Below are 22,547 nucleotides of genomic sequence, written 5' to 3' on the forward strand. Positions count from 1 at the left end.
GACGTTCGGCGTCACCTCCACGACACGTGATACGACCACGACGCGCCCGTTCGGGCTGAGATAATTCAGCATCGCCATGAAGACGTGAAGACGGCAAGAATGGCAATGCCTGCAAGGGCCGCGACGGCTCCGGACGACCAGGTCAGGCGTATCAGCTTGAACTTCGAAAATGCCAGCCAAATCAAGACAAGGTAGCTGACGAGAATGATGAACATCGCTTGTCCTGTCGTAGCGGTGGCGGGCTGACGCTAACGTTCTTCAGTCAGTGCCGTTAGAACGGTTTTTTCCCTTGTCTAGGGCGCACGACGTTACTCCGGCTTGGCTGGGAAGATGTCTTGCCATTTCGCGCCAGTCGCGACGGCTTCTGCTGATTGCCCGCATGCGGCTCCTTGCCGAGTCGGGACTTGTCATTTCTTTGAACAGCTCGCTGCCGCCGATAGATGACAGGCTGTATCTTTGTCAAACGCATGAAGACACGGCTGAAGCTACTCGTTCCCGCATAGCCGAGGCGCAAGGCGATGTCCGATATACGCTCGTTGGAATCTAGAAGCAGGAAGCAGGCTGTATCGAGGCGCACTTCCGCAACCAAGTCACTGTAGCTGGTGCCCATTCCGGCGAGATGACGCTGCAACGAGCGCGGGCTCAACCCCAGTTGGAGTGCTGTGCGTTGAAGGGCTGCGTCACCGTGACACAGTGAGGCAGCAATCGCTGCCCGCACCGAGTATCGGGAAGGTATTTGAACTGGCTTCATGGGACCGAAGACATCTGGTGAAGAGCCGTGACGCCTCGTCTAGCCTTCTTCTTGCTGGAGCATGAGTGGGGAATCGTGAGCGGTCTTGCCATAAGCCGCCAAGCCGAAACCGAACAGCGCGCCTGCTCCCAGCGGTCAACCCAGACCCTCCCCCCTTCCGCCTCCAAATGCATCTGGCAACATTTTGCAATACGCGCCAACCGAGAACTGTTAGGCTTTCGACAGTTCAGCCAAGCCGCATCTCGAAACGGGAGAGGCCGCCGAAACTCAAATTCTGCACGAAAGACAGAAAATGACCATTCCTTTGACCCGTTGCCAATTCATCATTCCTGTCGCTGCCATTTGTGACGAGATCGGGGCTCCAACAGAAGCGTTGCTGACCAAGTTTCGCCTTCCAGCTTCTTTGGAAGAGAAGGCCGACCGCTATATCCCAATCCTGCAAGCGGTACGTTTCGCGGAAGCCGCACAGCGGTCGCAAGCCATCACAGACATTGGATTTCAAGCTGCGCGCCGGCTGCAATTCTGCCACGTGAGCGAAAAGATGCGCGCCATCATCCGCTTCTCACCGACGCTACTTGTTGCCCTGCGGCAATTGTGCAAATGGGCGTCGCTTGAAGACACGACTGTGAGTGTGTGGCTGGAGCGCAACGGCGATCACGTGAGAATTTGCAGCAAGATCGCGGGCACGGCCAAGATGCCGCACCTTGAGCATTCGCAGTGGCTTCAGAATGTTTACATGATGCAGATCGTAAGGCAATTTTCCGGCCCCCATTGGGTTCCGGCGACCATGGCCTTCGAGGCCCGCTATGAACCGAGCCTTGAGACTCGGTCGTTCTGGCAAAATACCCGCTTCATGTCGGATCAGGATTCCTCGTGGATCGATATTCCCGTTTCATTTCTGGATCTCCCCAATCTCGCCGTCGAGACGTCGGCGCCTTCACATAGCGACGACGTTGGGCCGTCCGGCCACGAAATCGTCTCAGCAGTCAAATTGATGCTGCCGTCCTACCTGGACGATAGAATTCCAACTATCGCAGAAATCGCAGAGATGGCCGGCATCAGCATCAGGAGCTTTCAGCGCAAACTTTCAAGCGCGGGCGTTACATATTCTGACTTGCTCGATGGCGTCCGCTTTGAGAATGCCGCTAAACTTCTGCGCGACACGAATGCCAAGATTATCGATGTCGCATTTTCCTCGGGCTACACCGACCCTGCGCATTTCACTCGCGCTTTCCGTCGATTTTCCGGAATTACACCGAGAGAGTTTCGCGGCAAATGGAAGCCGCAATAGGCGTCGGTCCCGTGATATGAGCTTCCAACGCGAAGCTCGGCTTTCGATCGGCGTATACTGGTAATTTTCGGCAGCATATGTCCGCTGCTGAGCGTGAGGCCTCGGCCTGTCGCCGCATGCAAAACCAAAGATATTACAGTTGCGAACCGACGCCTTGGTGGACGGCCACCGGCAATATCAAGTGGGGCTCAACGTTCCCGTAAGACCTCGAGTCGTGGGACGATTTGGTCGCGTTGATGGAGGTCAGCCCACTTCGACGGGCGCACGAAATCGCTGAAAGTCGTAGGATCGCAAGCAATATCGCAGATTGGTGGCGGAAGACCCTACCGCCTTTCCCCACACGGAGCGAATCTGCGATATTTCCTCCGATCGTCCGCCTAAAACTCAAAACCTTGTCGAACGGTAGGTTCAAATCGGGGATAGGATTTGAACCTATGACCTTCAGGTTATGAGCCTGACAACTACCAAAGGGGCTATTCGACACGCTGGCCCGCGCGCCAGCCCATCTCCCAGAAGTCTGCCTCGAGTCGGGTGGCTTCCTTGAAGATCGCAATCAACTCTGCCTCGCGGGCCGGCCGGCGATCGCGGCCGCTTCTGGTACGTCCAGTATCCCTTCGGTTTCGCGCCCCATCTGGTCGAATATGAACCGTTTTTTTCGGGCAAGCGGTTGCTGCTCACCCCGAGCTTCCGCGAACTCTACAAGGCGCAGCTGGTGGATGAGGGCGAGAGCATCAAAGTCTCAGACATGACTTTTCTGTTCACCGATCTGAAGCAGTCGACCCCGCTGTATGAAAGCGTTGGTGATGTGAACGCGTATTTCTTGGTTCGCCAACACTTCGAGATCTTGAACAGGATCATCAGTGAGCGATCCGGCACCATTATCAAGACGATTGGCGACGCGGTCATGGCCGGGTTCGAGCGTCCCCAGGACGCGGTGTGCGCCCTCCATCGAGATGATCGAAGAGCTGTCGCGATTCAACCGGACTGCTTCGCGACCGCTGGGCCTCAAGGTCGGTGTCCACAGGGGGCGGGCGATTGCGGTGACGCTCAACGACCGGATCGACTATTTCGGACAGGACGTGAATATCGCCGCACGCGTGCAAGGTCTCGCAGAAGTCGACGAAGTTTGCATCAGTGCAACGGTGATGGAGGCGCCAGGCGTGGGTGATATCGTCAAATCAAGCTCGGTGTCGCGCAACTACGAAAACCTGAAGGGCATCGGTCAAAAGATGGAAGTCCATCGCATAACAATCAGTCCCATGCCGACATACGCGATCGCAGCAATGCGGCGAGGCGAAGGCCGACGGTTCTCACGGAAGAACCTGTTGCGAGAGTACAAGAGCACGATGCGCGCTGCGTTAAGTCGCGATGGCTCGCGTCGCTCTCTCGCCGCAATGACCTACGGCTTCGATCCAGGAACGTCTGCAGGGCGCCATTACGCAGAGGAAGCGTTCGCCCGGGCCCGTTCACGCGCCTCGCGCGCACGCTCGCGACGTTCGCGACGGCGCTTCGCCCGCTCGGCCGGCTGCGGCAGCGGCGGCAACGGCGCATCTACGGCCGGTACCGTCTCTATCGCCAGGTCGGCGACCGGGCGCGCCTCCATGAGTTCCAGCACCGTCCGCCCCTCGGCAGTGATCTTCCAGCCGCCACTCTCGCGCGCGACGAGGCCTTGCGAAAAGATGTCCAGGTCCGGCACGCGCGCCGCCAGCCGCTTGGTGCGGTCGGCCCAGTCCCGACCGCTGGTCGCCAGGATCGCCATGTCGCGCTTGAGGTCGGCCATCACGGCAAATCCATCCGGGTAGCTCACCAGGATCTTCAGCACCGTGACCTGAAAATTCACCCCCGCCTCCTCGCCCGGTCAGCGCCACATGGTCGGGGCTTGCGAGAGAGCTTGACGCCCGACCTGCTTGAGAGTTTCGGGCGACACCTCTCCGCGGGCGGCGGCTTCCAGTATCTTCGTGGCGACGTGGGTGCGCGCTCCGATCTCGCGGCGCGAAACGCTCTCGCAGACTTCGTCGAGAACCGCGCGCAAAAGCGCGGTGGTGGAGGTGTCGAACATGAAATGCCCCTATGCGGGAAAGCCCGATCCTAGCGCAATTTTTCGATTTTGGGATTCGGAATCTTGAACAAGGTGAGCGGTCAGAGTAGCTGCCCCAATTCCCCCAAAGACAGGCGACCCAGTCCCGAAACCACGGAGGACAAGGTCGTCTCTACCGGCGGACCTGCGCTGAAAACCGGTTCGCAATATTGCTCTCATTCAGCGCAACCTCCGGGAGAGCGCAATCGAAAGCTCGTGAAGCGCGGTGGGGCGGCCACCGGCGGAGCACCCTCTGTTCGACTTCGCAGCCACCGGGGCTGGCGCGCAGGCCGGCCACTCAGTGCGACCGAGCGGCAATGGTATACGAGCCCTGCTCCTCGGCTCCGTTCGCGGCGGACCGCTCGCTAACGGCCTGGTGTTTCACGTCGGACGGCTTCGAGGCCAGATCGCACGCGCGCGCCCAAACGTCGCCATTGTTGCTTTCGTGCATGAGTCGTTCGGTCATTCCGGTCGTCGAGGGGATGACTTTCCGTTCCCGATTACGCAGGCGACGCCGGTCCCTCACCTGTGCCATCATTGGCCGTTTCCCACCGGCGCCGGTAAAGATGCTGGCCATAGTGCCGCCGCCTCAGCAGCGCCATGGGGCTGAAGAAAGGGACCGATCATGTCATCCGAGCAACCCGATCCAGAGCCATCGGAAACCACGGCGCAGCAGATCAACGATCTCTTCGACTCGGCGGAACTCTCGAGGGCGCTCGAGACGGAAGAGTTCAAGCAGTTCCTCGATTGCATCCCCATTGCCATCGTGGTGTCGAAGTTCTTTCGCGGCGATCAGCGCATCTGTTACGCGAACAAAGCATTTGAAACTCTAATCGGCCAGGACGTGAACGATTGCCGCGGCAAGGGCTGGTCGATTCTGGCTGGGTTCAGGGACGAAAACGATTCAAACGTCACGCTGGATCTGTCCGTGCTGAAAAGCGAAGAAGAGTTTCTCGGCACCTTCCGGGCGGAGCACCCAAGGGCGCTTGTCGTCGAAGCGTTCTCCGGTCTCATTCAAAACGAGGACGGGACCGAGAAATTATCGCATCGCCGCGCTGATCGACATAACCGACAGGGCGCGCGCGGAACGGGAGGAGTACGCACGGCAGATTCGCGACAAGGATATCCTGCTCCGGGAACTGCAGCACCGCGTGAAGAACAATCTTCAACTGATCGTCGCGCTGATGCGGCTCGAGGCCCGCAACGAAAGACGGGGCGAAAAGGTCAACCTGCAGACGCTTGCCGGTCGCATCGAGTCCTTGCATCTGCTTTACCAGACGCTTTCGAACGACGGCGCCGGCGATGAGATCGACCTCGGCCACTACTTGAGCCAGATCGCCGCCGCGGTCATGAACACCTGCGCCGTCGAGGAATTAGGCTCGAGCAGAAAATGGAATATGCGCCTGTCTCCGTCAACACCGCGCTGTCGGTCGGACTAGTTGTAAATGAAATCCTGACCAACTCCTTCAAACGTGCATTCGATGGTCGCGAACAGGGCGTGATCACGATCGAATGTCTGCGCCGGAGCGACAACCGGTATCGCGTCTTCGTCGCGGACGATGGAGTTGGATTGCCGGAAGGCATTTGCTGGCCGGTTCCGGGAAAGATCGGCGCACTTATTGTTCAAACGTTGAAGGAAAATGCGAAAACGGACTTCAATGTCGAGTCCGCGCCCGGCCGGGGCGTTCGGGTGACGATGAATGTCGATCGAAAGCTCGTGGCGCGAAATCCTTCCTAATGTTGGCGCGACCCAGAGTCCGTCGGGATCGTCCGCCAGCGAGAACAACTGAAAGTTCGGCGGGCTTGGGGACGCCATTTGCCCGAATCGATGGCGGCATCAACGAGGGCTCGCCTGGCCCTCATACATGAAGGTCATAGGTTTCAGTCCATTCATGTAACCGGTGTGCATCACTTCGATATCAAAGCCGTTTCTGCGAAGCACGTCAGCAATGTCTCGATTGAGATGACAACCGCCTGAGATGCGCCTCCATGCGGGCGTCAGGCGATCTTGCCACCACCGCACGCGCGGTTCGGGCGCGCGGCCGTGCTCGACGAAGACCAACTTGCCGCCCGGCGTCAGCACCCGGCGGGCCTCCGCGAGAGCGCGGTCGATATCCGGGATGCTGCACATAGTCCAGGTCGTCACAACGGTATCCATGCTGCGGTCCTCTATCGGAATCGCCTCGGCCGAAGCTTCGACGAATTCGACGGGAATATCCGGCTGTCGGGCGTGGCGCGCCATCTCGAGGAGCTTCGGACCGGGTTCGAGCCCCACGACTTGCTTCACGGCCGGCCCGTAGAAGGGGAGATTGCGGCCAGATCCGATGCCGATCTCGAGCACCCGGCCCCGTGCCGCACGGATCGCCCGCTCGCGGTAGGGCAGTAGATCCTTGTTCCGCATCGCAAGATCGCAGAGCCGCGGCAAAATGACGTCGTTGTAGAAGCCCATTGGGAATCTCCTAGCAGTGCGGTTCGATTGTCTTGCTGATCTCGGCGGGCGCGGCAAAAATCACATCGGCGCGGTCGCCCATCATTCCCGCACGAGCGCAGGCGCGCCGCTTTGCGGGCTATCTTTGCCGGAATCCGTCTTCATGCGAAGATTGCGTTCCCAGAATGCGCGCGTTTTGCCGTCCGCGGTGGTGACGCGATAGGTGTCGTGGCAGTAGGTGATCGCCTTAACCTGCATGTTCGGATCGAGACTTTTCAAGTTGGGATCGCGGCCGCCCCCACCCATCATTCCGCCCATCATGCCTCCCATACTGCCCATCGGAGCCTGGGCATTCCGCTGGGCCGGGCCGCCGGGTTTCGTGGCTTCCTTAAGGAACGCGAGCAGATCGGCACGGGCGCGGCCATCCTTGATGCCATTGAAAGGCATTTCGTTGCCCGGCACCATGCGATCCGGGGCAGTCAGCCAGGCGTCAAGGGAGCGGTCGTCCCAAATGATTCCGGACGACTTGAGCGCGTCGGAGTAGCGCTCCAAGCTTTGCAGGCTACCCGCCTTGCGGCCCCACACGCCTGCGAGGCTGGGGCCGGTCATGTTCCGATCCGGCTCGAGGGAGTGACAGGGCATACAGGCCCGGAAATCCCGTTCGCCTCGCGCGGCCGCATCCTGCTCCGCGAGAACAGGTGAGCACATCAGGGTGGCAGCCAATGCTGCAAGAACGGGACGACGCATCCTCAATCTCCCTTGGAGAGATATTTGATCAGCGCCGCAGCCGCCAAGACCAGAACGATGACGACCAGGGCGAACGTGAGCCCCATTCCTCCCATCATTCCTGACGTCATGTCGTTCATCATGGTTCACCTCATTCGGCTCGCTCGGGAATCGGCTCCCGACGCCGTGTGGACCTGATCGGCGGCAGAGGCACAACTTCCGCGGGCGACTCGGGCGGCAGACCGACGCCCTTGATCAGCCCGAAGATCGCTGGGATCACGATCAGCGTCAGCAGCGTCGAGGAGGTCATGCCGCCGATCATCGGCACCGCGATGCGCTGCATGATCTCGGATCCGGTGCCGGTGCTCCACATGATCGGCAGCAGGCCGGCCACGATGGCGACCACCGTCATTCCACGAACATTAGTCGAGCTCAAGGCTGTCCGGAGCGTCGGATCAATTCCTCTGCGCGGTCCAAGTGCCTGCACAGCGCGACCCGTCCGCGCGACCGCATCCAGATGCCTCTGCCCGACGCTCCGGACAGCCTGCCCGATCCCGATGCGTACTTCTGTCCGACTCTGACCGAGGCGCGAACGGCCCCGGACGGCGTCACACGGCCTCTGAAGGTCAGGATGTTCGGGTGGCTGACGTTGCCATTCACGACATTGACCGTAAAATTGTAGGTCGAGTCGCAAGCGCCGCGCTGGGTGATGAAGACCAGATTCCAAGTCCCGTCGAAGCGGGAGCCTGCGAGCGCCTGGTTTTGGAGTCCCAGGCCGGATCCGCCGAGCACGAGGTACAGGGCGAGCATCCGCGCCGTCCGATGAATGGCCTGCCGCACTTGGTCGCTCATGGCTATTCCTCCTTGACGTTGCCGCCAGCGATGTCCACCGGAGTCACAGCGCGCTCAAATCGTGCCGAACGGATGACCGCTCCTTGAGAGCGGCCCTTCCGTACAAATCAATCGGTCCGGGCGGCGGCCGTTCCATCGGATGTGGGTCGCACACTCGAGCTGCTCCTCGGCGATTCCAGGTTGCATCATCGGCCGAAGGGGCCGTCGCAGCCTCAAACGCGCTCCTTTGTAGGAACTGCCGGACGCGGCCAGGCTTCGGTCGGGGAAGCAGCGAAGGCGATACTGATCGCCGCGAGTGCGGCGACAAGGACGGGCGACGAGCCGGATTGAGGGAATAAATTTCGTCCCGTAAACAGGAGCCGCTGCGCGGCGAACGCGTTGGGCAGCATGCGTAGACGTTCGGCCGAGATCGGCGGTGAGTTCAGATGGGCAGTGATCCTGCTCCTCGTCCTCGGGATCTGCCTGGTCGAGGCGTGGCGGAGGCGCAGCACGTGAAGACGACTACGCCATGATGCGCTCCTAGGCCGCGGTGGCCATCGTCCGAGGAAGTCTTTTGCGGAGCCAGCCGGCCTATCGCCACATGGTGGGCGCTTCGCTCAAGGCTCTCCGCCCGACCTGCTTGAGATTGACCACCGAGGTCTCGCCCCTGATGGCGCATTCCAGGAGCTTCGAGGCCACGTGTGTCCTGGTGCCGGTTTCATAGCGGGACACGGTTTCGCAGACCTCATCGAGGACGGCGCGCAAGCGCGCTGTCGTTTCGGCGTCGAACATGGAGATCTCCCCCTGCGGTGGCCGCATGATGCATCACTCGTCCGCTGCCGGGATTCAAACAAGTTAAATGCTGCAAGAAAAACTCGCCCGAAACCGGACTTCCCGCGATGCAGGATGAGCGTGGCCCCGCCTTTGGGGACTGGGGGGGCTTGAGGGCGGAGCCGCGCAGGCCACGCATTTGCGCGCGGCCTGACGAAGCAACGGCACCGGACCGGCGTCGTTCCTCGCTACGGGAAAAGCTCCGCTCACGAATATTGCAGACTCCGGCTCCGGACGTCGTATGATCCGCGCCGGGGATCACAGGGATGATCGCATCGAGCACCGATCGGCCGATGTGTCCGGTATGCAAGCACCGGATGGCGCTGGCGCGCATCTCGCCTGGCGCACATGGCTTCGAAGAGCGCACGTTCGAGTGCTCGACCTGCGAGCGGACCGAAAAGATCTCGATCGTCGTGGATCCGATGCAGACGGACGCGGTCGGCTGGCTCGCCGGCGAGCTCAAGCCTCCGAAGTGAAGCGGCTTCGGCCATAGCAGTACGGAGAGCCGCCGAGCGGCGTGGATCGTCAATTAGATCTCCCTCGCGGACATACCGCGCTCAGCCGTCGCCGCACCACGACTGGGACTAATCCCAGCCCGGGGACCGATCCACATTCGGCTGGCGCGTGAGAGCTTCACACGCGCTGGCGCGAACATCCGCTACCCTTGCCGTCGTCACCGTTTTCTTCGAGGAGATCGAAGCATGGATTGGGCGGCCAAGGCGCTGGCGAGCGCGACCGGCACGGATGTGGACATCGAGCAATTCACGACCGTCGCGATCTTCTGCGGCGCGGGTCTGCTGCTGTCCCTGGCGGCGGTCATGACCTTCGGCCTCGAGCTCGGAGCCGCTCTCTTCTGAATGACTGCCGGGAGTGCCGCGTCTTGACTCCCCGGCCGCGGATATAGTCAACTCCTGCGAGCAGTGATTTCGTAGGAGTGCGTCATGGAGCGGAAGGAGTTCTACAGAGGTCTGGCGCAGCGCGTGCGCGACCTGGCCGAGAAGGCCGATCCCTTCACCAGAAGGCGTTTGCAGAAGCTGGCGGAGCAATACGACCTGAAGGGCGGTAGCGCCGTACGGCCAGCGAGAGCGGTCGAGCGCCCGCTGCCGGTGCCGCGCACGACGCCGCCGGCGTCGATCTTCTCCGGACCGGGCGAGGCCTGACTGGTCCACCCGCCCGGCCAAGTCTACACGTCGTCCTCGGTGAGCTTCGTCTCGAGCCGGAGGCTGTTCAGCCTGACGCTGCGGTGGCGAAACCGGGACCCGCGCATCAGCACGAACTTGAGCCGACCGGCGACCAGCATCTGCAGGATCGGCGTCAGCGCGTCCTAGGGGATTCCGATGTTGCCGGAGACCCGATCCGTCAGGACGCTGAGGGATCCTAGCGCGACGGGCTCGAACGACTTCCGACGCTCCTCCACGAGATCGGGCGCGGGCAGCAGCGAAATCTCCGCCTGGTCCGGCTTCATCCCGCCGCCGCAGGCTATTGTTCTTCATCGCTGCATTGTCTGGAGGAGGAGACCGATGATGGCCGCACTGGCGAAAGTGCTATCGCATTCCATTGGCGCGGACGTCGACGCCGACGGACTGAAGACCATCCTGATCTTTTGCGGAGCCGGTCTTTTCCTGTCGCTGATGGCCGCCATGACATACGGCCTGAACATCGCGGCGGACCTGTTTTGAGCGGCTGGCCGCCTGGTGTCCGGTTTACCGCCATCAGCGGCCAAAGAGCGGATGGTCTCCGAGGTCGCAGATGGGCCAAACCCAGACATAGCGCCCACACGGGACTTAGGACGCTCTTCACCACGCATTTATAATCAACCTATACGGTTCTATTATAATGAAGACAACCGAAACGAAAGGCGCTAAAGTTTGCTTGCGATCCAGCGTGTAATGGGGAGAGGCGCTCATGGCTTTATCGGACCCAAGCTCGGCGATCCAAAGCATCATAGACGCCGCTGTCAGCGATTACATGGCGATGGCAGTATACGTCTTTACGGATTTTGACGGCTCCGGCGTCCCCTCTGCAAAGTTCTTCTCTCCCTCTAAGATTGAGGTTTGGGACTCAAGCCATAGTTTCGTGAGCGCTGCGAACCTGCCAAATACTCTGTTCGAAATCGGATCCATTTCAAAAGTTTTCACATCCAGAATTTTTTACGGTCTTCAAGGCACATATGATGGAAATACGGTTGGGTCCTGCATGCCCTCGATTTCCCTGCCTGCAGCAATCAGCGGGATTCCGGTTGCCGACATCGTCACTTATGCTTCGGGGTTTCCGCAGGACAATGGCCTGCCTCCCGATCCGCGTGGACAATTCTGCCCGGCCAGTAACTTGCAGACCTTCGCCGAGCTCGTCGATTGGTTCAACAGCGGACAGAACTCGGCTTGGATCTGCCCCGCGGGCCAGTGCTACACGTATTCAAACCTTGCCTGGTCCCTCCTGGCTATCGTCGGCCTCAACCCGCAGAACCCCTACGTCGACGTCTATAATGCGTACAACGGGCAACTCGCGGAGCTGTGCGCGGATCTGGGCATGGGCAACACCGCGTTGTTCAATACGAGCCAAGTTCCCAGCATGGCGTGTGGATATGACGGGACGACGGCTTTCACCGTAAACCAGAGCTACCTGCCGTGCCCACCGATGGTGTTCGGGAGCGGATCGATGGTCAGTAGCGCCTCGGACATGCTTCAATGGCTGCTCTACAACATGGGCCAACTGCAGCCTTCGCCAACGGAATTCGCCATCCTGCAGACGCAGCAGCAGACCGGCTCGGCCCGTGGCCAATGCGGTACGACGGGCACCTGCAGCGTACAGGCGCAGGGCCCCACGGTCGGAATTGGATGGTTCTTTCCGAATATCGCCGGCGCCGCGGGACGTGTCCTGTCGAAAGATGGGGGCGTACCAGGCTTCAGCTCGTGGATGGGGTTTGAGAGCTGGGTTCAGAACGGCGCAAACGCTCCGTCGTGCAATGGCGTAGTGGTTCTGTCCGCTGGCGCCCTCGCTTCGCCAGTGGGACAGAAAATTATGTCCACTCTTCTGAACGCCGAGGTCGAGGCTGGTTTGTCGTCGAGTTGACCTAAGTCCGGGCCCGTCCTTTCGACGACAGTGTGACGGATAATCCTGCGAAGGGCCTGAACGTCCATGATTTCGATGATCCGGCCTCGCTCTCAGGCGGAGCTGAATCGCCTGCCGCAACTCATCCATGACGCGCCGTGCTTCCCGTCGCATGAGGCCATTACGCGCCAACCAACCCGTCGGTCCTCCGGCGCGCCACCTCGGTACCGAACTGGGTCGCTAAAAGCACTCCTGTTTGGGCCTGAAGAGGCGAATAAAGGTGCGAAGAGGACGCACGACAGTTTGTTCCTCGATTTCGCGCAAAGTCCCTGCAAATCGACCTGTAAGATGCACTAGCAGGCTGTTGAAGAACTCAGCCGCGTTCGCAAACGAAGCCTGAATCGTCGCCATTATGTATGTAGAAGTGGCCGACGAGCCTGCCCGCAGCGCCGATCATAACCCATCCGCGACCGCAGGCCGGGTCATTCTCGTCGTGTCCTTCCCATGAGAACTCCGCGCAGGCCGAACCGTCTCGCGCGCCGTAGCGGACGTCGAGAAAGCCCTTCAGCGCTCCGAAGGCAATTTCGCCGTCGGACTTACCCTCGAAGGTGAGATGCGCCTCTTCGACAAGATCGAGAAAGTCGCTGTCCCAGTTGTCCATTTCGACGATGCGCCAGCGGCCGGCAAAGGCCTTGGTGAAGCCGGGTACCCTGGCCATCAGCCGGCCTCCGCTATCAGCTTCGGCAGCCGCACCAGATTGTAGGCGGCGGCAGCGAAGGTAAAAGCCCATGCGACGCGATCACGGCCACGGAAGCTCGTCTTCTCTTGCCGTGCGATCGTCTTGATCCAGCCGAATGCCTCCTCGATGCGCTTGCGGATGCGCTGGCTGACGGCATAGCCGCCGTGTCGGGTCGTTCGCCCGTCGATCGCAGAGCTGCGGCCGCTGGTGTTCTGTGCAACATGCGGCGTCACGTTCATCGAGCGCAGCTCGTTGACGAAGTCTTCTGCATCGTAGGCTTTGTCGGCGCCAAGTGTGATCGCTGTCGGTCGGTCGGCACGAGGCTCAATCATGTGCAGCGCGGCCACCCGTTCGGCGTGCCCGTCCGCCAGCGTCAGACAGGCATCGACCAGCAGGCTGTGGCGGTTCTCCATCAGCCCATGCCCGATGAAGCACAGCTTCGTCTCCTTGCCTTTACCCTTGCGATAGAGCCTAGCATCGGGATCGGTGATCGAAGCATGGGTGTCGTTTGAGCGTCTCTGGCCATGGAAGTCCGCTTCGGCATTGCGCCCGCCGCCTTGCGCCGGCGGCTCGCCCGAGCCGTCCTTCGGCTTGACGCTCTTCATCGAGGCCCAGGCCTCGATCAGCGTGCCATCGACCGAGAAGTGATCGCTCGACAGAAGCTTCTTCACCTTGGGCTGCGCCAGCAACGCCGCGAGGAACTTGGCCGAGATGTCGCCTTCCAGCAGCCGGTCGCGATTCTTCGAGAACACCGAATGGTCCCAGGCTGCGTCGTCAACGCCGATTCCGACGAACCAGCGGAACAGCAGGTCGTATTCCAGCCGCTCCATCAGAAGCCGCTCCGAGCGGATTGAATAAAACGCCTGCAATAGCATCGACCGCAGCAGCTTCTCCGGCGGGATCGACGGCCGCCCAATCGGCGAATAGAGCGCGGCAAACTCGCGCTCCAGCGCCGAAAGCGCCTCGTTCACAATCGTCCGGATCGTTCGCAGCGGATGGAAGCCGCGCAAGCCGAGACGCAGCGCCGTCTCGGCCTCATCGAGCGCCAGATCGCGTCACGGGCCGAACGGCTGACGATCACCGACCGGACGAAGCGAAGGCAGCGCGGCCGTAACGCATCGAGCTGGACGAATGCGGATGAGCGGCTGTTTCAGCAGCATGTCGCGGAGCTCGCCTTGGCTCGTCGCGGCGAGATCGACGCTCTCACGCGCAAGCTCGATCGGCAGGAGACGGCGATCGCCCAGTTTCGGACGCGTCATCGCGTTTCCGCTGCGTGGCGGTGAGAGGCGAAGGGCCCACCAATTGGAGCGCGAGCGGCGCGCGCGCAAACACTTCATGTCTAGGCGGAGAGTTTCAGCGGGTTTGGTCCAACCTCTCACGGTTTCGGCGCGCCGCTGACCCTTGCCCGTCACTCCCTCGGTTTGTGCTGCGGTCTGAACCGGCCGCGATCCGCTTCAAGGGCAAGTCGCGAGGCGATCGGCGGCCGCCGTCTCGCGATGGGGGCCGCGTTCTTCGCAGGCCTGAAGGCCCGCTCGCCCGCAACCCACCCATGCTCGCCTTGGCAGCCACCGCCCCCTGAAGCGGCTCGCTGAAGCCGGTTCTGGTCGACCGCACCCGAGGGGGCGACGGACAAGGGCCCGATCGCTTCCCAAGGCGAAACCGAGAAAGGATCTCATGATGACCAAGACCGCCCGCTCTCCCCGCTCCTCGGCCCGTGTCATCCCGCTCCGCCGCGGCACGACCCTCGAAATGGTCCGCCTCGTCTGCCCCGACTCCGCACAGACACTGCGCATCTCCGAGAGCTTCGGCCTTGCGGTCCTCGACAGCGACGGCATCCGCGACTTGCACAAGCGGCTCGTCATCGAGACCGCCGACGCACTCAGGGATGGCCTGAGTGAACGCGCCATGCAGATCCACCTGCAACGGATCGTCGGTGCTTATGTCGGGTCGGCCCACGGCGCCGGCCAGTTCTACACCCGGGCAGTCACCGAAGCGCGAGATGCGACCGCCAAGCTCGCCAACGACAGCCGCGATGAGGACCTCGATGGTCCGGTCGGCTTCGATAGCCAGGCACAGCGCAAGCGTGAATTCGCCGCCGACATGGGCGCGCAGGCTCACGCGCTTCGCATGGCCGCCGAAGGCGCCGTCGCCGCCTACGAACAGGTCGTCGGCGAGACCTGGAAGCCTTTCGAGCGTCCCATCGACAACACGGCCGACACCGTCGGCCGGAAAGCGGCCAAGGCGCAGATATCGGCGTTCGACTGACCGCCGGCGCGGGGCCTCGGCCCCGCGCCTCTTCCACAGTAGCCACGTGACGGGCCGGTCGTCGAGACCGGCCTTTTTCATGTCGCTGCTTTAACAAAGGGAATCGCCGCTCGTGCTGCTCGCCATCCTCGGCCCCTCCCCGTGCGTGGTCCTGCGCCGGACCCGATGTCCGCGCAACGGCTTCGCCGTCCTTCGCTCTGCTTCGGCCCTTCGGGTGCGCGGACTTTGGGCCCGGCGGTGGCGGACCCCGTGAGGGGCCGTGATGGCGCGGCCTCCCGAACGGAGGTTATTATAATGAGCAGGAACGGAGAAAAGTCGCGAAGCGACCTGTACACCCGCATCACGGACCGCATTATCGCCGAGCTCGAACGCGGCGTGCGCCCCTGGGTTCAACCCTGGACCGCCACGAATATGGCGGGCCGCATCACCCGACCGCTGCGACACAACGGCCAGCCCTATACGGGCATCAACGTCTTGCTGCTTTGGTCAGAAGCCATCGCGCGCGGCTTCTGCTCGCCGATCTGGATGACGTTCAAGCAGGCCAGTGAACTTGGTGCGCATGTCCGTAAGGGTGAGACCGGCAGCACTGTGGTGTATGCGAGCCGCTTCACCAAGACGGAGACCGACGCTCACGGCGACGAAATCGAACGGGATATCCCCTTCCTCAAAGCTTATACCGTCTTCTGCGTCGATCAAATCGATGGCTTGCCCGCGCATTACTACGGTCGTCCGCCCGCCGTCGCATCAACGATCGAGCGCAACGCGCACGCCGACGCTTTTTTTGCCAACACCGGGGCGATCGTTCGGCACGGCGGCTCGATGGCGTTTTACGCGCCTTCGTCCGATCATATTCAGATGCCGCCGATCGAAAGTTTTCGCGACACGGGTTCCTATGTCGCCGTCAGAGCCCATGAGACCGTGCATTGGACCGCTCCCGCTCACCGCGTTAATCGCGATCTCAGCCGTTACGGCAAGGATCGGAGCGAACGCGCGCGCGAAGAGCTGATAGCCGAACTCGGGAGCTGCTTCCTCTGCGCGGATCTCGGGATCGTTCCCGAACTTGAACCGCGGCCGGATCATGCAAGCTACGTCAAGTCGTGGTTGGAGGTCTTGTCTAATGAGAAGCGCTTTATCTTCTCGGCTGCTGCGCAAGCGCAACGCGCCGCCGCCTATTTGCACGACCTGCAGCCGAAGGCAGCAGACGTCGAGGAAGCGGCATGATGAGCGCACAGCGTGATTGGGGCCGGCGCTTGCCGGCCCTTACTTATCCGGCGATCAGCGCCGAGACTGCTGCCCCTTGCTTGGCCGCTCGACGGCCAGCGCCCTCTGTTTCTCGTGCTGGATACCGCGACCTGACGGCGATCTTGCTTGCCTTCCTTCGAGGGTACGACTTCTGGCTTTGCACGGGTCGTCGCTTTGCCGCGCAAATCACGCTCGTGGTCTGCGGGTTTACTTTGCGGGCCGTGTGACTCTTGAGGGCCGAGCAGCGCGCCCGCCTTCCCGGTTCGTACCTCAACGCGCAAGCCTGGCGGTTTGCCAGATGTGTGCGATGAGCCGTGATCGGGTTCTTTCCTCGGTCAAGGTATTGATGATCGCAATTCGTGTTCCTCAGCCGTTTCTTCTGGCACGCCCACGTCGTCCTCGATTTGGCATGTCTGACCGTAGGGCGTCGTCGCTTAAGCGCCGCCTCGCTCTTACCCCCGCAACAGCCGGTTACGACTTTCTTCCCCTGGACTGCTGCGCGTCCATTCCTCGCGCAAAACAAGAAAGTCGCGCCCTGGCTGCCCTCTACTGCGTGCCGGCCCCTTCGGGGTGCGGGTCGACCGCCTCCGGTCTGTCGCCAGCCATCGAGGCCGCGAGGGGCGCGGCCCGGGAAACTGAAAAAAGGACACCACAATGGCGACCATCGGCACCTTCACCTCGACCGGCAAGGGCTTCACCGGCACGGTTCGCACCCTCGCCCTCAATGCCAAGGCCAAGCTGGTTCGGGTCGAGAACCCCTCCGACAAGGGACCCCACTTCCGCATCTTCGCCGGTAACGTCGAGCTGGGCGCGGCCTGGCAGAAGACCGCCAAGGACACCGAACGCGATTACCTCTCGGTCAAGTTGGACGATCCGAGTTTCCCGGCTCCGATCTACGCCACCCTGATCGAGGTGGAAGGCCAGGACGGCCTCCAGCTCATCTGGTCCCGCCCCAGCCGGGACTGAGGGCCCGCGACAGCGGCCCCGCCAAAAGGCGGGGCCGTTTTGCCGTTGTGCTCCCCGGTCACGGGGCTGTGACGCCTCTGGCGCATGTCATTCAAATGCATTACATTAGCCGCGAACAAAGGAGGTCGCTATGGCTTCGAATGCCCTTGTCCAAACCCGAATCGATGCGGACGTAAAGGAAAAGGCCACCGCGGTTCTGGAAAACATGGGTCTCACAGTATCCGACGCTGTGCGGATCCTGCTGACACGCACGGCCAACGAAGGGATGCTTCCGCTGGAACTCGTGAGCAACAGCCAAGCTTACGATAGCTGGTTTCGCGAGAAGGTGCGCCAGGCGCTGGCGGATACCCGGCCCAATCTCGATAATTCCGAGGTCGAAGCGCATTTCGCGCAACGCCGTGCCGCAGCGCTTCGAAAAGCGGCGGAGCATGAACGGTGAAACTCGTCTGGTCGCGCTTCGCGTTGTCCGATCGCGACGGCTTTTTTAGCTACATCGAAGCCGAGAATCCCCGTGCGGCGGTTCATGTTGATGAACAGATTGCCGATGCCGCGCGGCGCCTGCTCGACTTTCCCGACAGTGGTCGGCCCGGGCGTGTCGCTGGCACGCGCGAGTTGGTCATCCCGCGCACGCCTTATGTCGCGGCCTACCTGGTCGACGGTGAAACCGTTCGCATCTTGCGCGTGCTTCATGGCGCGCAGATGTGGCCCGACGAACTTACCAATGACGATTGAGGCCGGCTCCGTACAGTATCCTGCGACCGGAGCTGGATCCCTTTTTGCGGCTATTCTTGTCAATGCTCCGGGTTCGGCTGGAAGAGGTGGCCGGAGAGTTTGTCGGATGCCTTTGGTGTCCGTACTCGGGCTCCCAAATGCTGCTGTTGATCAAGCGCGGTGTTAACTCAGGCTCGCCACGGACTTTCAGCGCCGGCCTTAGGGCACTGTTGGTCTGGAATACATGATCAGTTGCAACGTCGCGGGGAGCGTTGTCCGCCATCGCGTCCCACGGCCGTTTCTTCTGGCACACCCACGTCGTCCTCGATTGGCATGTCTGACCGAAGGGCGTCGTCGCTGCGCGCCGCCTCGCTCTTACCCCCGCAACAGCCGGTTACGACTTTCTTCCCCTGGCCGCTGCGCGTCCATTCCTCGCGCAAAACAAGAAAGTCGCGCCCTGGCTGCCCTCTACTGCGTGCCGGCCCCTTCGGGGTGCGGGTCGACCGCCTCCGGTCTGTCGCCAGCCATCGAGGCCGCGATGGGCGCGGCCCGGGAAACTGAAAGGACACCACAATGGCGACGATCGGCACCTTCACCTCGACCGGCAACGGCTTCACCGGCACGGTTCGCACCCTCGCCCTCAACGCCAAAGCCAAGCTGGTTCGGGTCGAGACCCCCTCCGACAAGGGACCGCACTTCCGCATCTTCGCCGGTAACGTCGAGCTGGGTGCGGCCTGGCAGAAGACCGCCAAGGACACCGAGCGCGATTACCTCTCGGTCAAGCTGGACGATCCGAGCTTCCCCGCTCCAATCTACGCCACCCTGATCGAGGTGGAAGGCCAGGACGGTCACCAGCTCATCTGGTCCCGCCCGAACCGGGATTGAGGGCCCGCGGCAACGGCCTCGCCGAAAGGCGGGGCCGCTTCTGCATTGACACCAGCAGATGTGCGCACGCTCAGGGCGCCGGCGCGGGTATGGAGCCTGTTTAGCTTATCCCTGTGAATCGCCGCCTTGCTACGGGGATATGAACCGACCAGTTTGAACTGGAGGCCAAAGTCGTAGTTGGACTACGATAACTAACATTAATCTAAGCGAGGAGAGTGACCTTTATTGATCCGCACCAGGGCACGATTACAAAACGTCCCACGCGCAATACGTCGCTGTCTGGTCGCCCTGCGCAGGCCGGGCTCCGCGACGAGATCCTGCGTCGCGCCGGGGTGGCGAGTTGCTCCGCTACCATCCGCCGAGACGCCCGAACCCCACCGAACGCTCGGTTGCTGGCCGAGCGAGAGCTATGTCTTAGGAGCGGCGCGAGCCAGCCGTTGCTTCGCCGAATCTGCGCTCGCCGCCGCGAGCAGGTTGGTCCAGCTGTCGGGCGGATTGCCGCGATTGAGCATCCTGCGAAACACCGCGTAGGCGTCGTCTGCGCTCTCATAAGCGCGCAACGTCGTGTCGTCATTGACCCAAGCCAACACTATCACCTTCGCGTCCGCGGACTGCTGGTAGCGAAAGAACAGCCGGAACTGCTGCAGGAATTTTGCCCGGAACCAATGCTTGTACGCGTCGCCGAGCGTGCCGCCCTGGCGGTAGGTGTCGCGCGTCGGGTCGCTCGGAATGTCTTCGAACGCGACCTTGAGAACGGCCGCGAGCAGTTTTGTAGCGCGCTTCTTCTTGTATCCTTGCGGGTCTTTCTTCCGCGCTTTTTCGACGGCGCCGATCATCGCCTCAAGCTGGTCGAGAAACAGCGGGTGCGCGTAGATCGTCCAGCCGTTGATTTCGAGCGTCTTGTCGCTCACGCCTCGTCATCCGCAAGCGGCGCGTCGAGATCGACTTTAACGCCCTTGACCAGGTCCTTGCCGCGGGACACGAGTGAGCGCGGCACCGGCCGAATCCGCGACGGCTCTTTCGCCATGTCGCGCGCGAGAAATGAGAGAAACTTGCCGATCACCGGATCGCCATCCTCGACCTGAGCCACCTTCTTCGCGATCACGACGGTGCCATCCGCAAGCCCGCGAAACACCACCTGATCGCGCTTGCCGAGCGCGAGCATTTTCCGGATTGCCGCGGGCACGGTCGTCTGGCCACGCTCAGTGATGGTGGCGGGGATTTCGAGAATTTCAGCCGTTTTCGCCATGGCCGGCTCCGGGGTTGCACACTCTTCGATGTAATGCATTTGCATTGTATGTCAAGCCGCCAGCGGGCGTGATCGAGATACAGCAAGAGCCACGGTGCGCGATGCACCGACCGCCTCCGTTCTGACCGGCTACGACGAAGAGCACCTGGTCACCTAACTGCGCCTGCTCGACGCCGAAGCCGACGGCGCCGACTGGAAAGAGGTTGCGCGGATCGTGCTGCACCTTGATTCGGCCCAAGAGCCTGATCGTGCCCGCCGCGCCTGGAGATCCCATCTCGCCCGCGCCCACTGGATGACGGAGCACGGCTATCGGCATCTGCTTCGTGGCGGGGCACCGCACTAACTCGGCGTCCTACAGGATGCCCCAGGCCCGATAGCGTCCACGCCCGGTCGCCTCGCGCAGGCCGAGCTCGGCAACGAGGTTTTGGGCCGCACGGGGCGTGATCCCGAGCTCTTCGGCGATCATGCCCGCCGAGACGATCGGCCGGGTCAGCACGTAATCGAGGAGCGCCGGCAGCTTTGAAGTGGCGCGCCGGCCGGCGAGTTTGCGGGCGAGCAGGTTTCTGGTCATCAGCCAGCGGTCGTGGTCCTTGCGGCCGGCCTCGGCGGCGGCCGTCATCGCCTCGAGCTGCACGGCAAGCCGCGCTGCGGCGTCGCGCGGCCGCCGGCGCTCACGCGAGATGCCCTTCAGCCCGGCATGCAGGCACGGCAGATGCCAGCGCGTCTTGCCGCGGGCCCGCAACACGCTAGCTGCGAGCAGGCGGCCGAGCCAAGGCGTGTGCTCGAGCGGTTGGATCGCGTTCCAGGCATCCGCGGCGATCGCCGCCGCCAGGGTCGGCGGCAGCGTGCGGGTCTCGTCAACGACGGCGCGCCAGTCGTCGAGGCGGCCGTCCTCGTCCCAGTCGGGATCGTAGACGAGGGAATCCCGCTCCGGCCGCGACCGGGCCTCGTCGGCGAGCCTGCGCTCCGCCCTGGCGTTCGCGGCGTCGACCGCGGCGAAGGCGGCGGCCAGGTGGGGATCGGTGTTGATGGCGCCAAGCGGTCCTTCGAAACCCGCCTCCTCCCGCTCCGCGTCCTCGTCAACCTCAAAACTTCCCTCATCTTCCTCCCGGTTGCCCGTCCCCTCCTCTCGCTCGCTCCGTCCGCGGAGGCCAGCGAGCCCGGCAACGGACAGCACCCAATCGGGCTTCGCCTCGGCGATGCGCCGACGGGCGCGCAGCACGGCATGAGCCCGGGTCAGCTCGTGGGTCGGGGCGCGGACGTCCATGCCGGCGTCGTGGAGGACGAGGTCGTCGAGGTGGACAAGTTCGCCGTCGAGCCACAGACTGGCGCAGGCATCAGTGAAGTGCATCCGGCTGATCGCGCCGTCGCGTATTGGGCTTTTGGCCAGCCGCTCGTCGAAGCGGGCGAGCGCATCCTCGGCGACGGCGAGCGGCCCGGCGAGCTGGGCCCAAGGTAGCGGTTCGGGGATTTTGTAGCTGGGCAGCAAGGTCTTGATAACCTTAACAGGAAGCGGCGCAACGGAAGCTAACATGGCTTTGGCTTCCGTCATAGCGAGGCCTGTTCCCGGCCAGCTCTCCTAATCGAAACCACCGCTTATCGATGGTGTTGGGAAATCGCGTTTCCAGGCCCCTGAGGTCGACCAAAGGTCGTCCCTCCTCCTCTGTTGCGGGGGAGCCTGTTCTTCCCGGATGCTCTGTCATCTCGAGTGCCCGCTTGGCGCCAACTATGATAGGCTGGCGTTGCGATGTCGAGGTGAAACGCATGAACGAGTTTAGGCGAATTACGCAAGATCCTGCCGTGATGGGCGGGAAACCCTGCATACGTGGCCAGCGCGTTACCGTCGGCATGATCGTCGGCCAGATCGGCGCCGGCCGCAGCATCGATGCGCTGCTTGCCGACTATCCCTATCTCGCGCGCGAGGACGTGCTTGAGGCCTTGCGCTACGCCGCCTGGCGGGCCGAGGAGCGCGAGGTCGATCTGCAGCACGCATCCTGATGCGATTCCTGATTGACATGAACCTGTCGCCGAGCTGGGTTCCTTTCCTTCAGAACGCGGGGTTCGAAGCGGTGCATTGGTCGGCGGTGGGTGCGGTGGACGCGTCTGATCGCACGCTGATGCAATGGGCGGCCGGGCACGATCATGTAGTGGTGACCAACGACCTCGATTTTTCGACGATCCTTGCCGCGACGCAGCGCCGCAAGCCGAGCGTCATCCAGATTCGGGCCGATTTGCTGACGCCAGTGGCGATCGGCAGCGCCGTGCTCCGTGCAATCGCACAAACCGAGCGCGAGCTCGCCGAAGGCGCCTTGATCTCCATCGATCTCGACCGGGCGCGGGTGCGTATCCTCCCGCTCGGGTCGTAAATTTCATGACAGGGGCGGAAATCAACCCGCAGAATCGGCGATTCTGGCGCCAAGGCACCTGCAAATCCCGTCCGCCCAGGCCCCGGATGGATGAGAGACGACCACGTCAGCCCAGCCCCCTCCCCTTCCGCCGTTTTT

General features: G+C 62.2%; 33 protein-coding genes and 5 pseudogenes. 21 read left to right on the forward strand and 17 right to left on the reverse strand.

Features of this window, described 5'->3' with window-relative positions; genetic code table 11:
* Positions 1-65 precede the first annotated feature (65 nt).
* Together ABIB95_RS44110 and ABIB95_RS44115 are read right to left on the reverse strand one after the other, a co-directional pair.
* A complete protein-coding gene (locus ABIB95_RS44110; RefSeq protein ID WP_354121977.1) occupies positions 66-215 on the reverse strand; it encodes a hypothetical protein in 150 nt (49 codons plus the stop codon).
* Between the two features lie 56 nt (positions 216-271).
* On the reverse strand, positions 272-751 hold the full coding sequence (locus ABIB95_RS44115) for a helix-turn-helix domain-containing protein (RefSeq protein ID WP_354248820.1): 480 nt from the start codon (positions 749-751) through the stop codon (positions 272-274).
* Between the two features lie 292 nt (positions 752-1,043).
* Between ABIB95_RS44115 and ABIB95_RS44120 the strand changes: the two genes are divergently transcribed.
* On the forward strand, positions 1,044-2,042 hold the full coding sequence (locus ABIB95_RS44120; protein WP_354121979.1) for an AraC family transcriptional regulator: 999 nt from the start codon (positions 1,044-1,046) through the stop codon (positions 2,040-2,042).
* Between the two features lie 473 nt (positions 2,043-2,515).
* On the opposite strand, the pseudogene ABIB95_RS44125 reads toward ABIB95_RS44120, so the two are convergent.
* A pseudogene (locus ABIB95_RS44125) lies at positions 2,516-2,617 on the reverse strand (thiaminase II); the annotation flags it as partial.
* Positions 2,618-2,787: 170 nt separating this feature from the next.
* Between ABIB95_RS44125 and ABIB95_RS44130 the strand changes: the two are divergent.
* Positions 2,788-2,913 (forward strand): annotated as a pseudogene (locus ABIB95_RS44130) (hypothetical protein); the annotation flags it as partial.
* An 82-nt stretch (positions 2,914-2,995) separates the two neighbouring features.
* Positions 2,996-3,223, forward strand: a pseudogene (locus tag ABIB95_RS44135) (adenylate/guanylate cyclase domain-containing protein); the annotation flags it as partial.
* Between the two features lie 254 nt (positions 3,224-3,477).
* Here ABIB95_RS44135 and ABIB95_RS44140 read toward each other — a convergent pair.
* From ABIB95_RS44140 to ABIB95_RS44150, 3 genes are all read right to left on the reverse strand, one after another.
* Positions 3,478-3,882, reverse strand: a complete 405-nt coding sequence (locus tag ABIB95_RS44140; protein WP_354121980.1) for a hypothetical protein — start codon at positions 3,880-3,882, stop codon at positions 3,478-3,480.
* 18 nt (positions 3,883-3,900) lie between these two features.
* Complete coding sequence (locus ABIB95_RS44145; RefSeq protein WP_247314869.1) at positions 3,901-4,101, reverse strand: hypothetical protein; 201 nt, start codon at positions 4,099-4,101, stop codon at positions 3,901-3,903.
* 316 nt (positions 4,102-4,417) lie between these two features.
* The gene (locus ABIB95_RS44150; protein WP_354121981.1) at positions 4,418-4,657 is read right to left on the reverse strand and encodes a hypothetical protein; all 240 of its coding nucleotides are present in this window, start codon (positions 4,655-4,657) and stop codon (positions 4,418-4,420) included.
* Between the two features lie 87 nt (positions 4,658-4,744).
* Here ABIB95_RS44150 and ABIB95_RS44155 point away from each other — a divergent pair.
* From ABIB95_RS44155 to ABIB95_RS44165, 3 genes and pseudogenes are all read left to right on the forward strand, one after another.
* Positions 4,745-5,005, forward strand: a pseudogene (locus ABIB95_RS44155) (PAS domain-containing protein); the annotation flags it as partial.
* A 100-nt stretch (positions 5,006-5,105) separates the two neighbouring features.
* Complete coding sequence (locus ABIB95_RS44160) at positions 5,106-5,558, forward strand: histidine kinase dimerization/phosphoacceptor domain -containing protein (protein WP_354121982.1); 453 nt, start codon at positions 5,106-5,108, stop codon at positions 5,556-5,558.
* Positions 5,510-5,857, forward strand: a complete 348-nt coding sequence (locus ABIB95_RS44165) for an ATP-binding protein (protein WP_247314865.1) — start codon at positions 5,510-5,512, stop codon at positions 5,855-5,857. Before ABIB95_RS44160 ends, ABIB95_RS44165 begins: the two co-directional genes overlap by 49 nt.
* A 99-nt stretch (positions 5,858-5,956) precedes the next feature.
* Here ABIB95_RS44165 and ABIB95_RS44170 read toward each other — a convergent pair whose 3' ends face one another.
* The 5 genes and pseudogenes from ABIB95_RS44170 to ABIB95_RS44190 all read right to left on the reverse strand — a co-directional run bounded on the left by ABIB95_RS44170 (position 5,957) and on the right by ABIB95_RS44190 (position 8,896).
* A complete protein-coding gene (locus ABIB95_RS44170) occupies positions 5,957-6,568 on the reverse strand; it encodes a class I SAM-dependent methyltransferase (RefSeq protein WP_354121983.1) in 612 nt (203 codons plus the stop codon).
* Between the two features lie 81 nt (positions 6,569-6,649).
* On the reverse strand, positions 6,650-7,294 hold the full coding sequence (locus ABIB95_RS44175) for a c-type cytochrome (protein ID WP_354121984.1): 645 nt from the start codon (positions 7,292-7,294) through the stop codon (positions 6,650-6,652).
* A 130-nt stretch (positions 7,295-7,424) separates the two neighbouring features.
* Positions 7,425-7,688 (reverse strand): annotated as a pseudogene (locus ABIB95_RS44180) (efflux RND transporter permease subunit); the annotation flags it as partial.
* Between the two features lie 17 nt (positions 7,689-7,705).
* A complete protein-coding gene (locus tag ABIB95_RS44185; RefSeq protein WP_354248821.1) occupies positions 7,706-8,125 on the reverse strand; it encodes a hypothetical protein in 420 nt (139 codons plus the stop codon).
* Positions 8,126-8,695: 570 nt separating this feature from the next.
* Positions 8,696-8,896, reverse strand: a complete 201-nt coding sequence (locus ABIB95_RS44190; RefSeq protein ID WP_247314858.1) for a hypothetical protein — start codon at positions 8,894-8,896, stop codon at positions 8,696-8,698.
* A 305-nt stretch (positions 8,897-9,201) separates the two neighbouring features.
* On the opposite strand from ABIB95_RS44190, the gene ABIB95_RS44195 reads away from it, so the two are divergent.
* From ABIB95_RS44195 to ABIB95_RS44205, 3 genes are all read left to right on the forward strand, one after another.
* A complete protein-coding gene (locus ABIB95_RS44195; RefSeq protein WP_247314857.1) occupies positions 9,202-9,411 on the forward strand; it encodes a response regulator in 210 nt (69 codons plus the stop codon).
* Positions 9,412-9,636: 225 nt separating this feature from the next.
* On the forward strand, positions 9,637-9,792 hold the full coding sequence (locus tag ABIB95_RS44200; protein ID WP_247314856.1) for a hypothetical protein: 156 nt from the start codon (positions 9,637-9,639) through the stop codon (positions 9,790-9,792).
* Positions 9,793-9,876: 84 nt separating this feature from the next.
* The gene (locus tag ABIB95_RS44205) at positions 9,877-10,095 is read left to right on the forward strand and encodes a hypothetical protein (RefSeq protein WP_247314855.1); all 219 of its coding nucleotides are present in this window, start codon (positions 9,877-9,879) and stop codon (positions 10,093-10,095) included.
* A gap of 164 nt (positions 10,096-10,259) precedes the next feature.
* On the opposite strand, the gene ABIB95_RS44210 is transcribed toward ABIB95_RS44205, so the two are convergent.
* Positions 10,260-10,400, reverse strand: a complete 141-nt coding sequence (locus ABIB95_RS44210; protein ID WP_247314854.1) for a hypothetical protein — start codon at positions 10,398-10,400, stop codon at positions 10,260-10,262.
* A 55-nt stretch (positions 10,401-10,455) separates the two neighbouring features.
* Here ABIB95_RS44210 and ABIB95_RS44215 point away from each other — a divergent pair, with 55 nt between their 5' ends.
* On the forward strand, positions 10,456-10,614 hold the full coding sequence (locus ABIB95_RS44215) for a hypothetical protein (protein WP_247314853.1): 159 nt from the start codon (positions 10,456-10,458) through the stop codon (positions 10,612-10,614).
* Positions 10,615-10,840: 226 nt separating this feature from the next.
* Complete coding sequence (locus tag ABIB95_RS44220; protein WP_354181113.1) at positions 10,841-12,007, forward strand: serine hydrolase domain-containing protein; 1,167 nt, start codon at positions 10,841-10,843, stop codon at positions 12,005-12,007.
* 352 nt (positions 12,008-12,359) lie between these two features.
* On the opposite strand, the gene ABIB95_RS44225 is transcribed toward ABIB95_RS44220, so the two are convergent.
* Positions 12,360-12,704, reverse strand: a complete 345-nt coding sequence (locus ABIB95_RS44225; protein ID WP_247342836.1) for a hypothetical protein — start codon at positions 12,702-12,704, stop codon at positions 12,360-12,362.
* Positions 12,704-13,774, reverse strand: coding sequence for an IS5 family transposase (locus tag ABIB95_RS44230; protein WP_247342876.1), 1,071 nt, complete (start codon positions 13,772-13,774; stop codon positions 12,704-12,706). The genes ABIB95_RS44225 and ABIB95_RS44230 overlap by 1 nt, the downstream gene beginning before the upstream one ends.
* Between ABIB95_RS44230 and ABIB95_RS44235 the strand changes: the two genes are divergently transcribed.
* The 7 genes from ABIB95_RS44235 (at position 13,721) to ABIB95_RS44265 (ending at position 18,794) form a co-directional block, all read left to right on the forward strand.
* A complete protein-coding gene (locus ABIB95_RS44235; RefSeq protein ID WP_247342839.1) occupies positions 13,721-14,008 on the forward strand; it encodes a hypothetical protein in 288 nt (95 codons plus the stop codon). The genes ABIB95_RS44230 and ABIB95_RS44235 overlap by 54 nt on opposite strands.
* A gap of 394 nt (positions 14,009-14,402) precedes the next feature.
* Positions 14,403-14,990, forward strand: coding sequence for a hypothetical protein (locus ABIB95_RS44240; protein ID WP_247342843.1), 588 nt, complete (start codon positions 14,403-14,405; stop codon positions 14,988-14,990).
* Between the two features lie 294 nt (positions 14,991-15,284).
* Positions 15,285-16,211: an ArdC family protein gene (locus tag ABIB95_RS44245; protein ID WP_354121730.1), complete on the forward strand. Its 927-nt coding sequence runs from the start codon at positions 15,285-15,287 to the stop codon at positions 16,209-16,211.
* Positions 16,212-16,886: 675 nt separating this feature from the next.
* Positions 16,887-17,198: a DUF736 domain-containing protein gene (locus tag ABIB95_RS44250; protein ID WP_247316004.1), complete on the forward strand. Its 312-nt coding sequence runs from the start codon at positions 16,887-16,889 to the stop codon at positions 17,196-17,198.
* 130 nt (positions 17,199-17,328) lie between these two features.
* A complete protein-coding gene (locus ABIB95_RS44255) occupies positions 17,329-17,637 on the forward strand; it encodes a type II toxin-antitoxin system RelB/DinJ family antitoxin (protein WP_247316005.1) in 309 nt (102 codons plus the stop codon).
* Positions 17,634-17,930 (forward strand): type II toxin-antitoxin system RelE/ParE family toxin, encoded by a 297-nt coding sequence (locus ABIB95_RS44260; protein ID WP_247316006.1) that lies wholly within the window; start codon positions 17,634-17,636, stop codon positions 17,928-17,930. Before ABIB95_RS44255 ends, ABIB95_RS44260 begins: the two co-directional genes overlap by 4 nt.
* 552 nt (positions 17,931-18,482) lie before the next feature.
* Positions 18,483-18,794 carry a DUF736 domain-containing protein gene (locus ABIB95_RS44265; protein ID WP_247316007.1) on the forward strand — a complete coding sequence of 104 codons (312 nt, stop codon included), beginning with the start codon at positions 18,483-18,485 and terminating at the stop codon, positions 18,792-18,794.
* A 407-nt stretch (positions 18,795-19,201) separates the two neighbouring features.
* Here the strand turns inward: ABIB95_RS44265 and ABIB95_RS44270 are convergent, their stop codons facing one another.
* Positions 19,202-19,705, reverse strand: coding sequence for a type II toxin-antitoxin system YhaV family toxin (locus ABIB95_RS44270; protein ID WP_247316008.1), 504 nt, complete (start codon positions 19,703-19,705; stop codon positions 19,202-19,204).
* On the reverse strand, positions 19,702-20,043 hold the full coding sequence (locus tag ABIB95_RS44275; protein ID WP_247316009.1) for a type II toxin-antitoxin system PrlF family antitoxin: 342 nt from the start codon (positions 20,041-20,043) through the stop codon (positions 19,702-19,704). Before ABIB95_RS44275 ends, ABIB95_RS44270 begins: the two co-directional genes overlap by 4 nt.
* 157 nt (positions 20,044-20,200) lie before the next feature.
* On the opposite strand from ABIB95_RS44275, the gene ABIB95_RS44280 reads away from it, so the two are divergent.
* A complete protein-coding gene (locus ABIB95_RS44280) occupies positions 20,201-20,386 on the forward strand; it encodes a DNA -binding domain-containing protein (protein WP_247316081.1) in 186 nt (61 codons plus the stop codon).
* Positions 20,387-20,395: 9 nt separating this feature from the next.
* On the opposite strand, the gene ABIB95_RS44285 is transcribed toward ABIB95_RS44280, so the two are convergent.
* Entirely contained in the window at positions 20,396-21,595 is a 1,200-nt protein-coding gene (locus tag ABIB95_RS44285) for an RHE_PE00001 family protein (RefSeq protein ID WP_247316010.1), read from the reverse strand.
* A gap of 212 nt (positions 21,596-21,807) precedes the next feature.
* Here ABIB95_RS44285 and ABIB95_RS44290 point away from each other — a divergent pair, with 212 nt between their 5' ends.
* Both ABIB95_RS44290 and ABIB95_RS44295 read left to right on the forward strand, forming a co-directional pair.
* Positions 21,808-22,041: a DUF433 domain-containing protein gene (locus tag ABIB95_RS44290; RefSeq protein WP_247316012.1), complete on the forward strand. Its 234-nt coding sequence runs from the start codon at positions 21,808-21,810 to the stop codon at positions 22,039-22,041.
* Positions 22,041-22,409: a DUF5615 family PIN-like protein gene (locus ABIB95_RS44295; protein ID WP_256468597.1), complete on the forward strand. Its 369-nt coding sequence runs from the start codon at positions 22,041-22,043 to the stop codon at positions 22,407-22,409. The genes ABIB95_RS44290 and ABIB95_RS44295 overlap by 1 nt, the downstream gene beginning before the upstream one ends.
* The last annotated feature ends 138 nt before the right edge of the window (positions 22,410-22,547 follow it).

Origin of the sequence: Bradyrhizobium sp. LA2.1 (genome assembly GCF_040547725.1) — a bacterium.
GTDB classification, from domain to species: Bacteria; Pseudomonadota; Alphaproteobacteria; order Rhizobiales; family Xanthobacteraceae; genus Bradyrhizobium; species Bradyrhizobium barranii.

Bases quoted from the DNA above. Each gene is read 5' to 3' on its own strand.
- ABIB95_RS44290 (WP_247316012.1), top strand. From the start codon at position 21,808: ATGAACGAGTTTAGGCGAATTACGCAAGATCCTGCCGTGATGGGCGGG.
- ABIB95_RS44170 (WP_354121983.1), bottom strand. From the start codon at position 6,568: ATGGGCTTCTACAACGACGTCATTTTGCCGCGGCTCTGCGATCTTGCG.
- ABIB95_RS44215 (WP_247314853.1), top strand. From the start codon at position 10,456: ATGATGGCCGCACTGGCGAAAGTGCTATCGCATTCCATTGGCGCGGAC.
- ABIB95_RS44190 (WP_247314858.1), bottom strand. From the start codon at position 8,896: ATGTTCGACGCCGAAACGACAGCGCGCTTGCGCGCCGTCCTCGATGAG.
- ABIB95_RS44200 (WP_247314856.1), top strand. From the start codon at position 9,637: ATGGATTGGGCGGCCAAGGCGCTGGCGAGCGCGACCGGCACGGATGTG.
- ABIB95_RS44255 (WP_247316005.1), top strand. From the start codon at position 17,329: ATGGCTTCGAATGCCCTTGTCCAAACCCGAATCGATGCGGACGTAAAG.
- ABIB95_RS44210 (WP_247314854.1), bottom strand. From the start codon at position 10,400: ATGAAGCCGGACCAGGCGGAGATTTCGCTGCTGCCCGCGCCCGATCTC.
- ABIB95_RS44110 (WP_354121977.1), bottom strand. From the start codon at position 215: ATGTTCATCATTCTCGTCAGCTACCTTGTCTTGATTTGGCTGGCATTT.
- ABIB95_RS44165 (WP_247314865.1), top strand. From the start codon at position 5,510: ATGGAATATGCGCCTGTCTCCGTCAACACCGCGCTGTCGGTCGGACTA.
- ABIB95_RS44115 (WP_354248820.1), bottom strand. From the start codon at position 751: ATGAAGCCAGTTCAAATACCTTCCCGATACTCGGTGCGGGCAGCGATT.
- ABIB95_RS44175 (WP_354121984.1), bottom strand. From the start codon at position 7,294: ATGCGTCGTCCCGTTCTTGCAGCATTGGCTGCCACCCTGATGTGCTCA.
- ABIB95_RS44245 (WP_354121730.1), top strand. From the start codon at position 15,285: ATGAGCAGGAACGGAGAAAAGTCGCGAAGCGACCTGTACACCCGCATC.
- ABIB95_RS44235 (WP_247342839.1), top strand. From the start codon at position 13,721: ATGGAAGCCGCGCAAGCCGAGACGCAGCGCCGTCTCGGCCTCATCGAG.
- ABIB95_RS44265 (WP_247316007.1), top strand. From the start codon at position 18,483: ATGGCGACGATCGGCACCTTCACCTCGACCGGCAACGGCTTCACCGGC.
- ABIB95_RS44240 (WP_247342843.1), top strand. From the start codon at position 14,403: ATGACCAAGACCGCCCGCTCTCCCCGCTCCTCGGCCCGTGTCATCCCG.
- ABIB95_RS44295 (WP_256468597.1), top strand. From the start codon at position 22,041: ATGCGATTCCTGATTGACATGAACCTGTCGCCGAGCTGGGTTCCTTTC.
- ABIB95_RS44205 (WP_247314855.1), top strand. From the start codon at position 9,877: ATGGAGCGGAAGGAGTTCTACAGAGGTCTGGCGCAGCGCGTGCGCGAC.
- ABIB95_RS44275 (WP_247316009.1), bottom strand. From the start codon at position 20,043: ATGGCGAAAACGGCTGAAATTCTCGAAATCCCCGCCACCATCACTGAG.
- ABIB95_RS44185 (WP_354248821.1), bottom strand. From the start codon at position 8,125: ATGAGCGACCAAGTGCGGCAGGCCATTCATCGGACGGCGCGGATGCTC.
- ABIB95_RS44250 (WP_247316004.1), top strand. From the start codon at position 16,887: ATGGCGACCATCGGCACCTTCACCTCGACCGGCAAGGGCTTCACCGGC.
- ABIB95_RS44195 (WP_247314857.1), top strand. From the start codon at position 9,202: ATGATCGCATCGAGCACCGATCGGCCGATGTGTCCGGTATGCAAGCAC.
- ABIB95_RS44220 (WP_354181113.1), top strand. From the start codon at position 10,841: ATGGCTTTATCGGACCCAAGCTCGGCGATCCAAAGCATCATAGACGCC.
- ABIB95_RS44285 (WP_247316010.1), bottom strand. From the start codon at position 21,595: ATGACGGAAGCCAAAGCCATGTTAGCTTCCGTTGCGCCGCTTCCTGTT.
- ABIB95_RS44225 (WP_247342836.1), bottom strand. From the start codon at position 12,704: ATGGCCAGGGTACCCGGCTTCACCAAGGCCTTTGCCGGCCGCTGGCGC.
- ABIB95_RS44120 (WP_354121979.1), top strand. From the start codon at position 1,044: ATGACCATTCCTTTGACCCGTTGCCAATTCATCATTCCTGTCGCTGCC.
- ABIB95_RS44145 (WP_247314869.1), bottom strand. From the start codon at position 4,101: ATGTTCGACACCTCCACCACCGCGCTTTTGCGCGCGGTTCTCGACGAA.
- ABIB95_RS44150 (WP_354121981.1), bottom strand. From the start codon at position 4,657: ATGATGGCACAGGTGAGGGACCGGCGTCGCCTGCGTAATCGGGAACGG.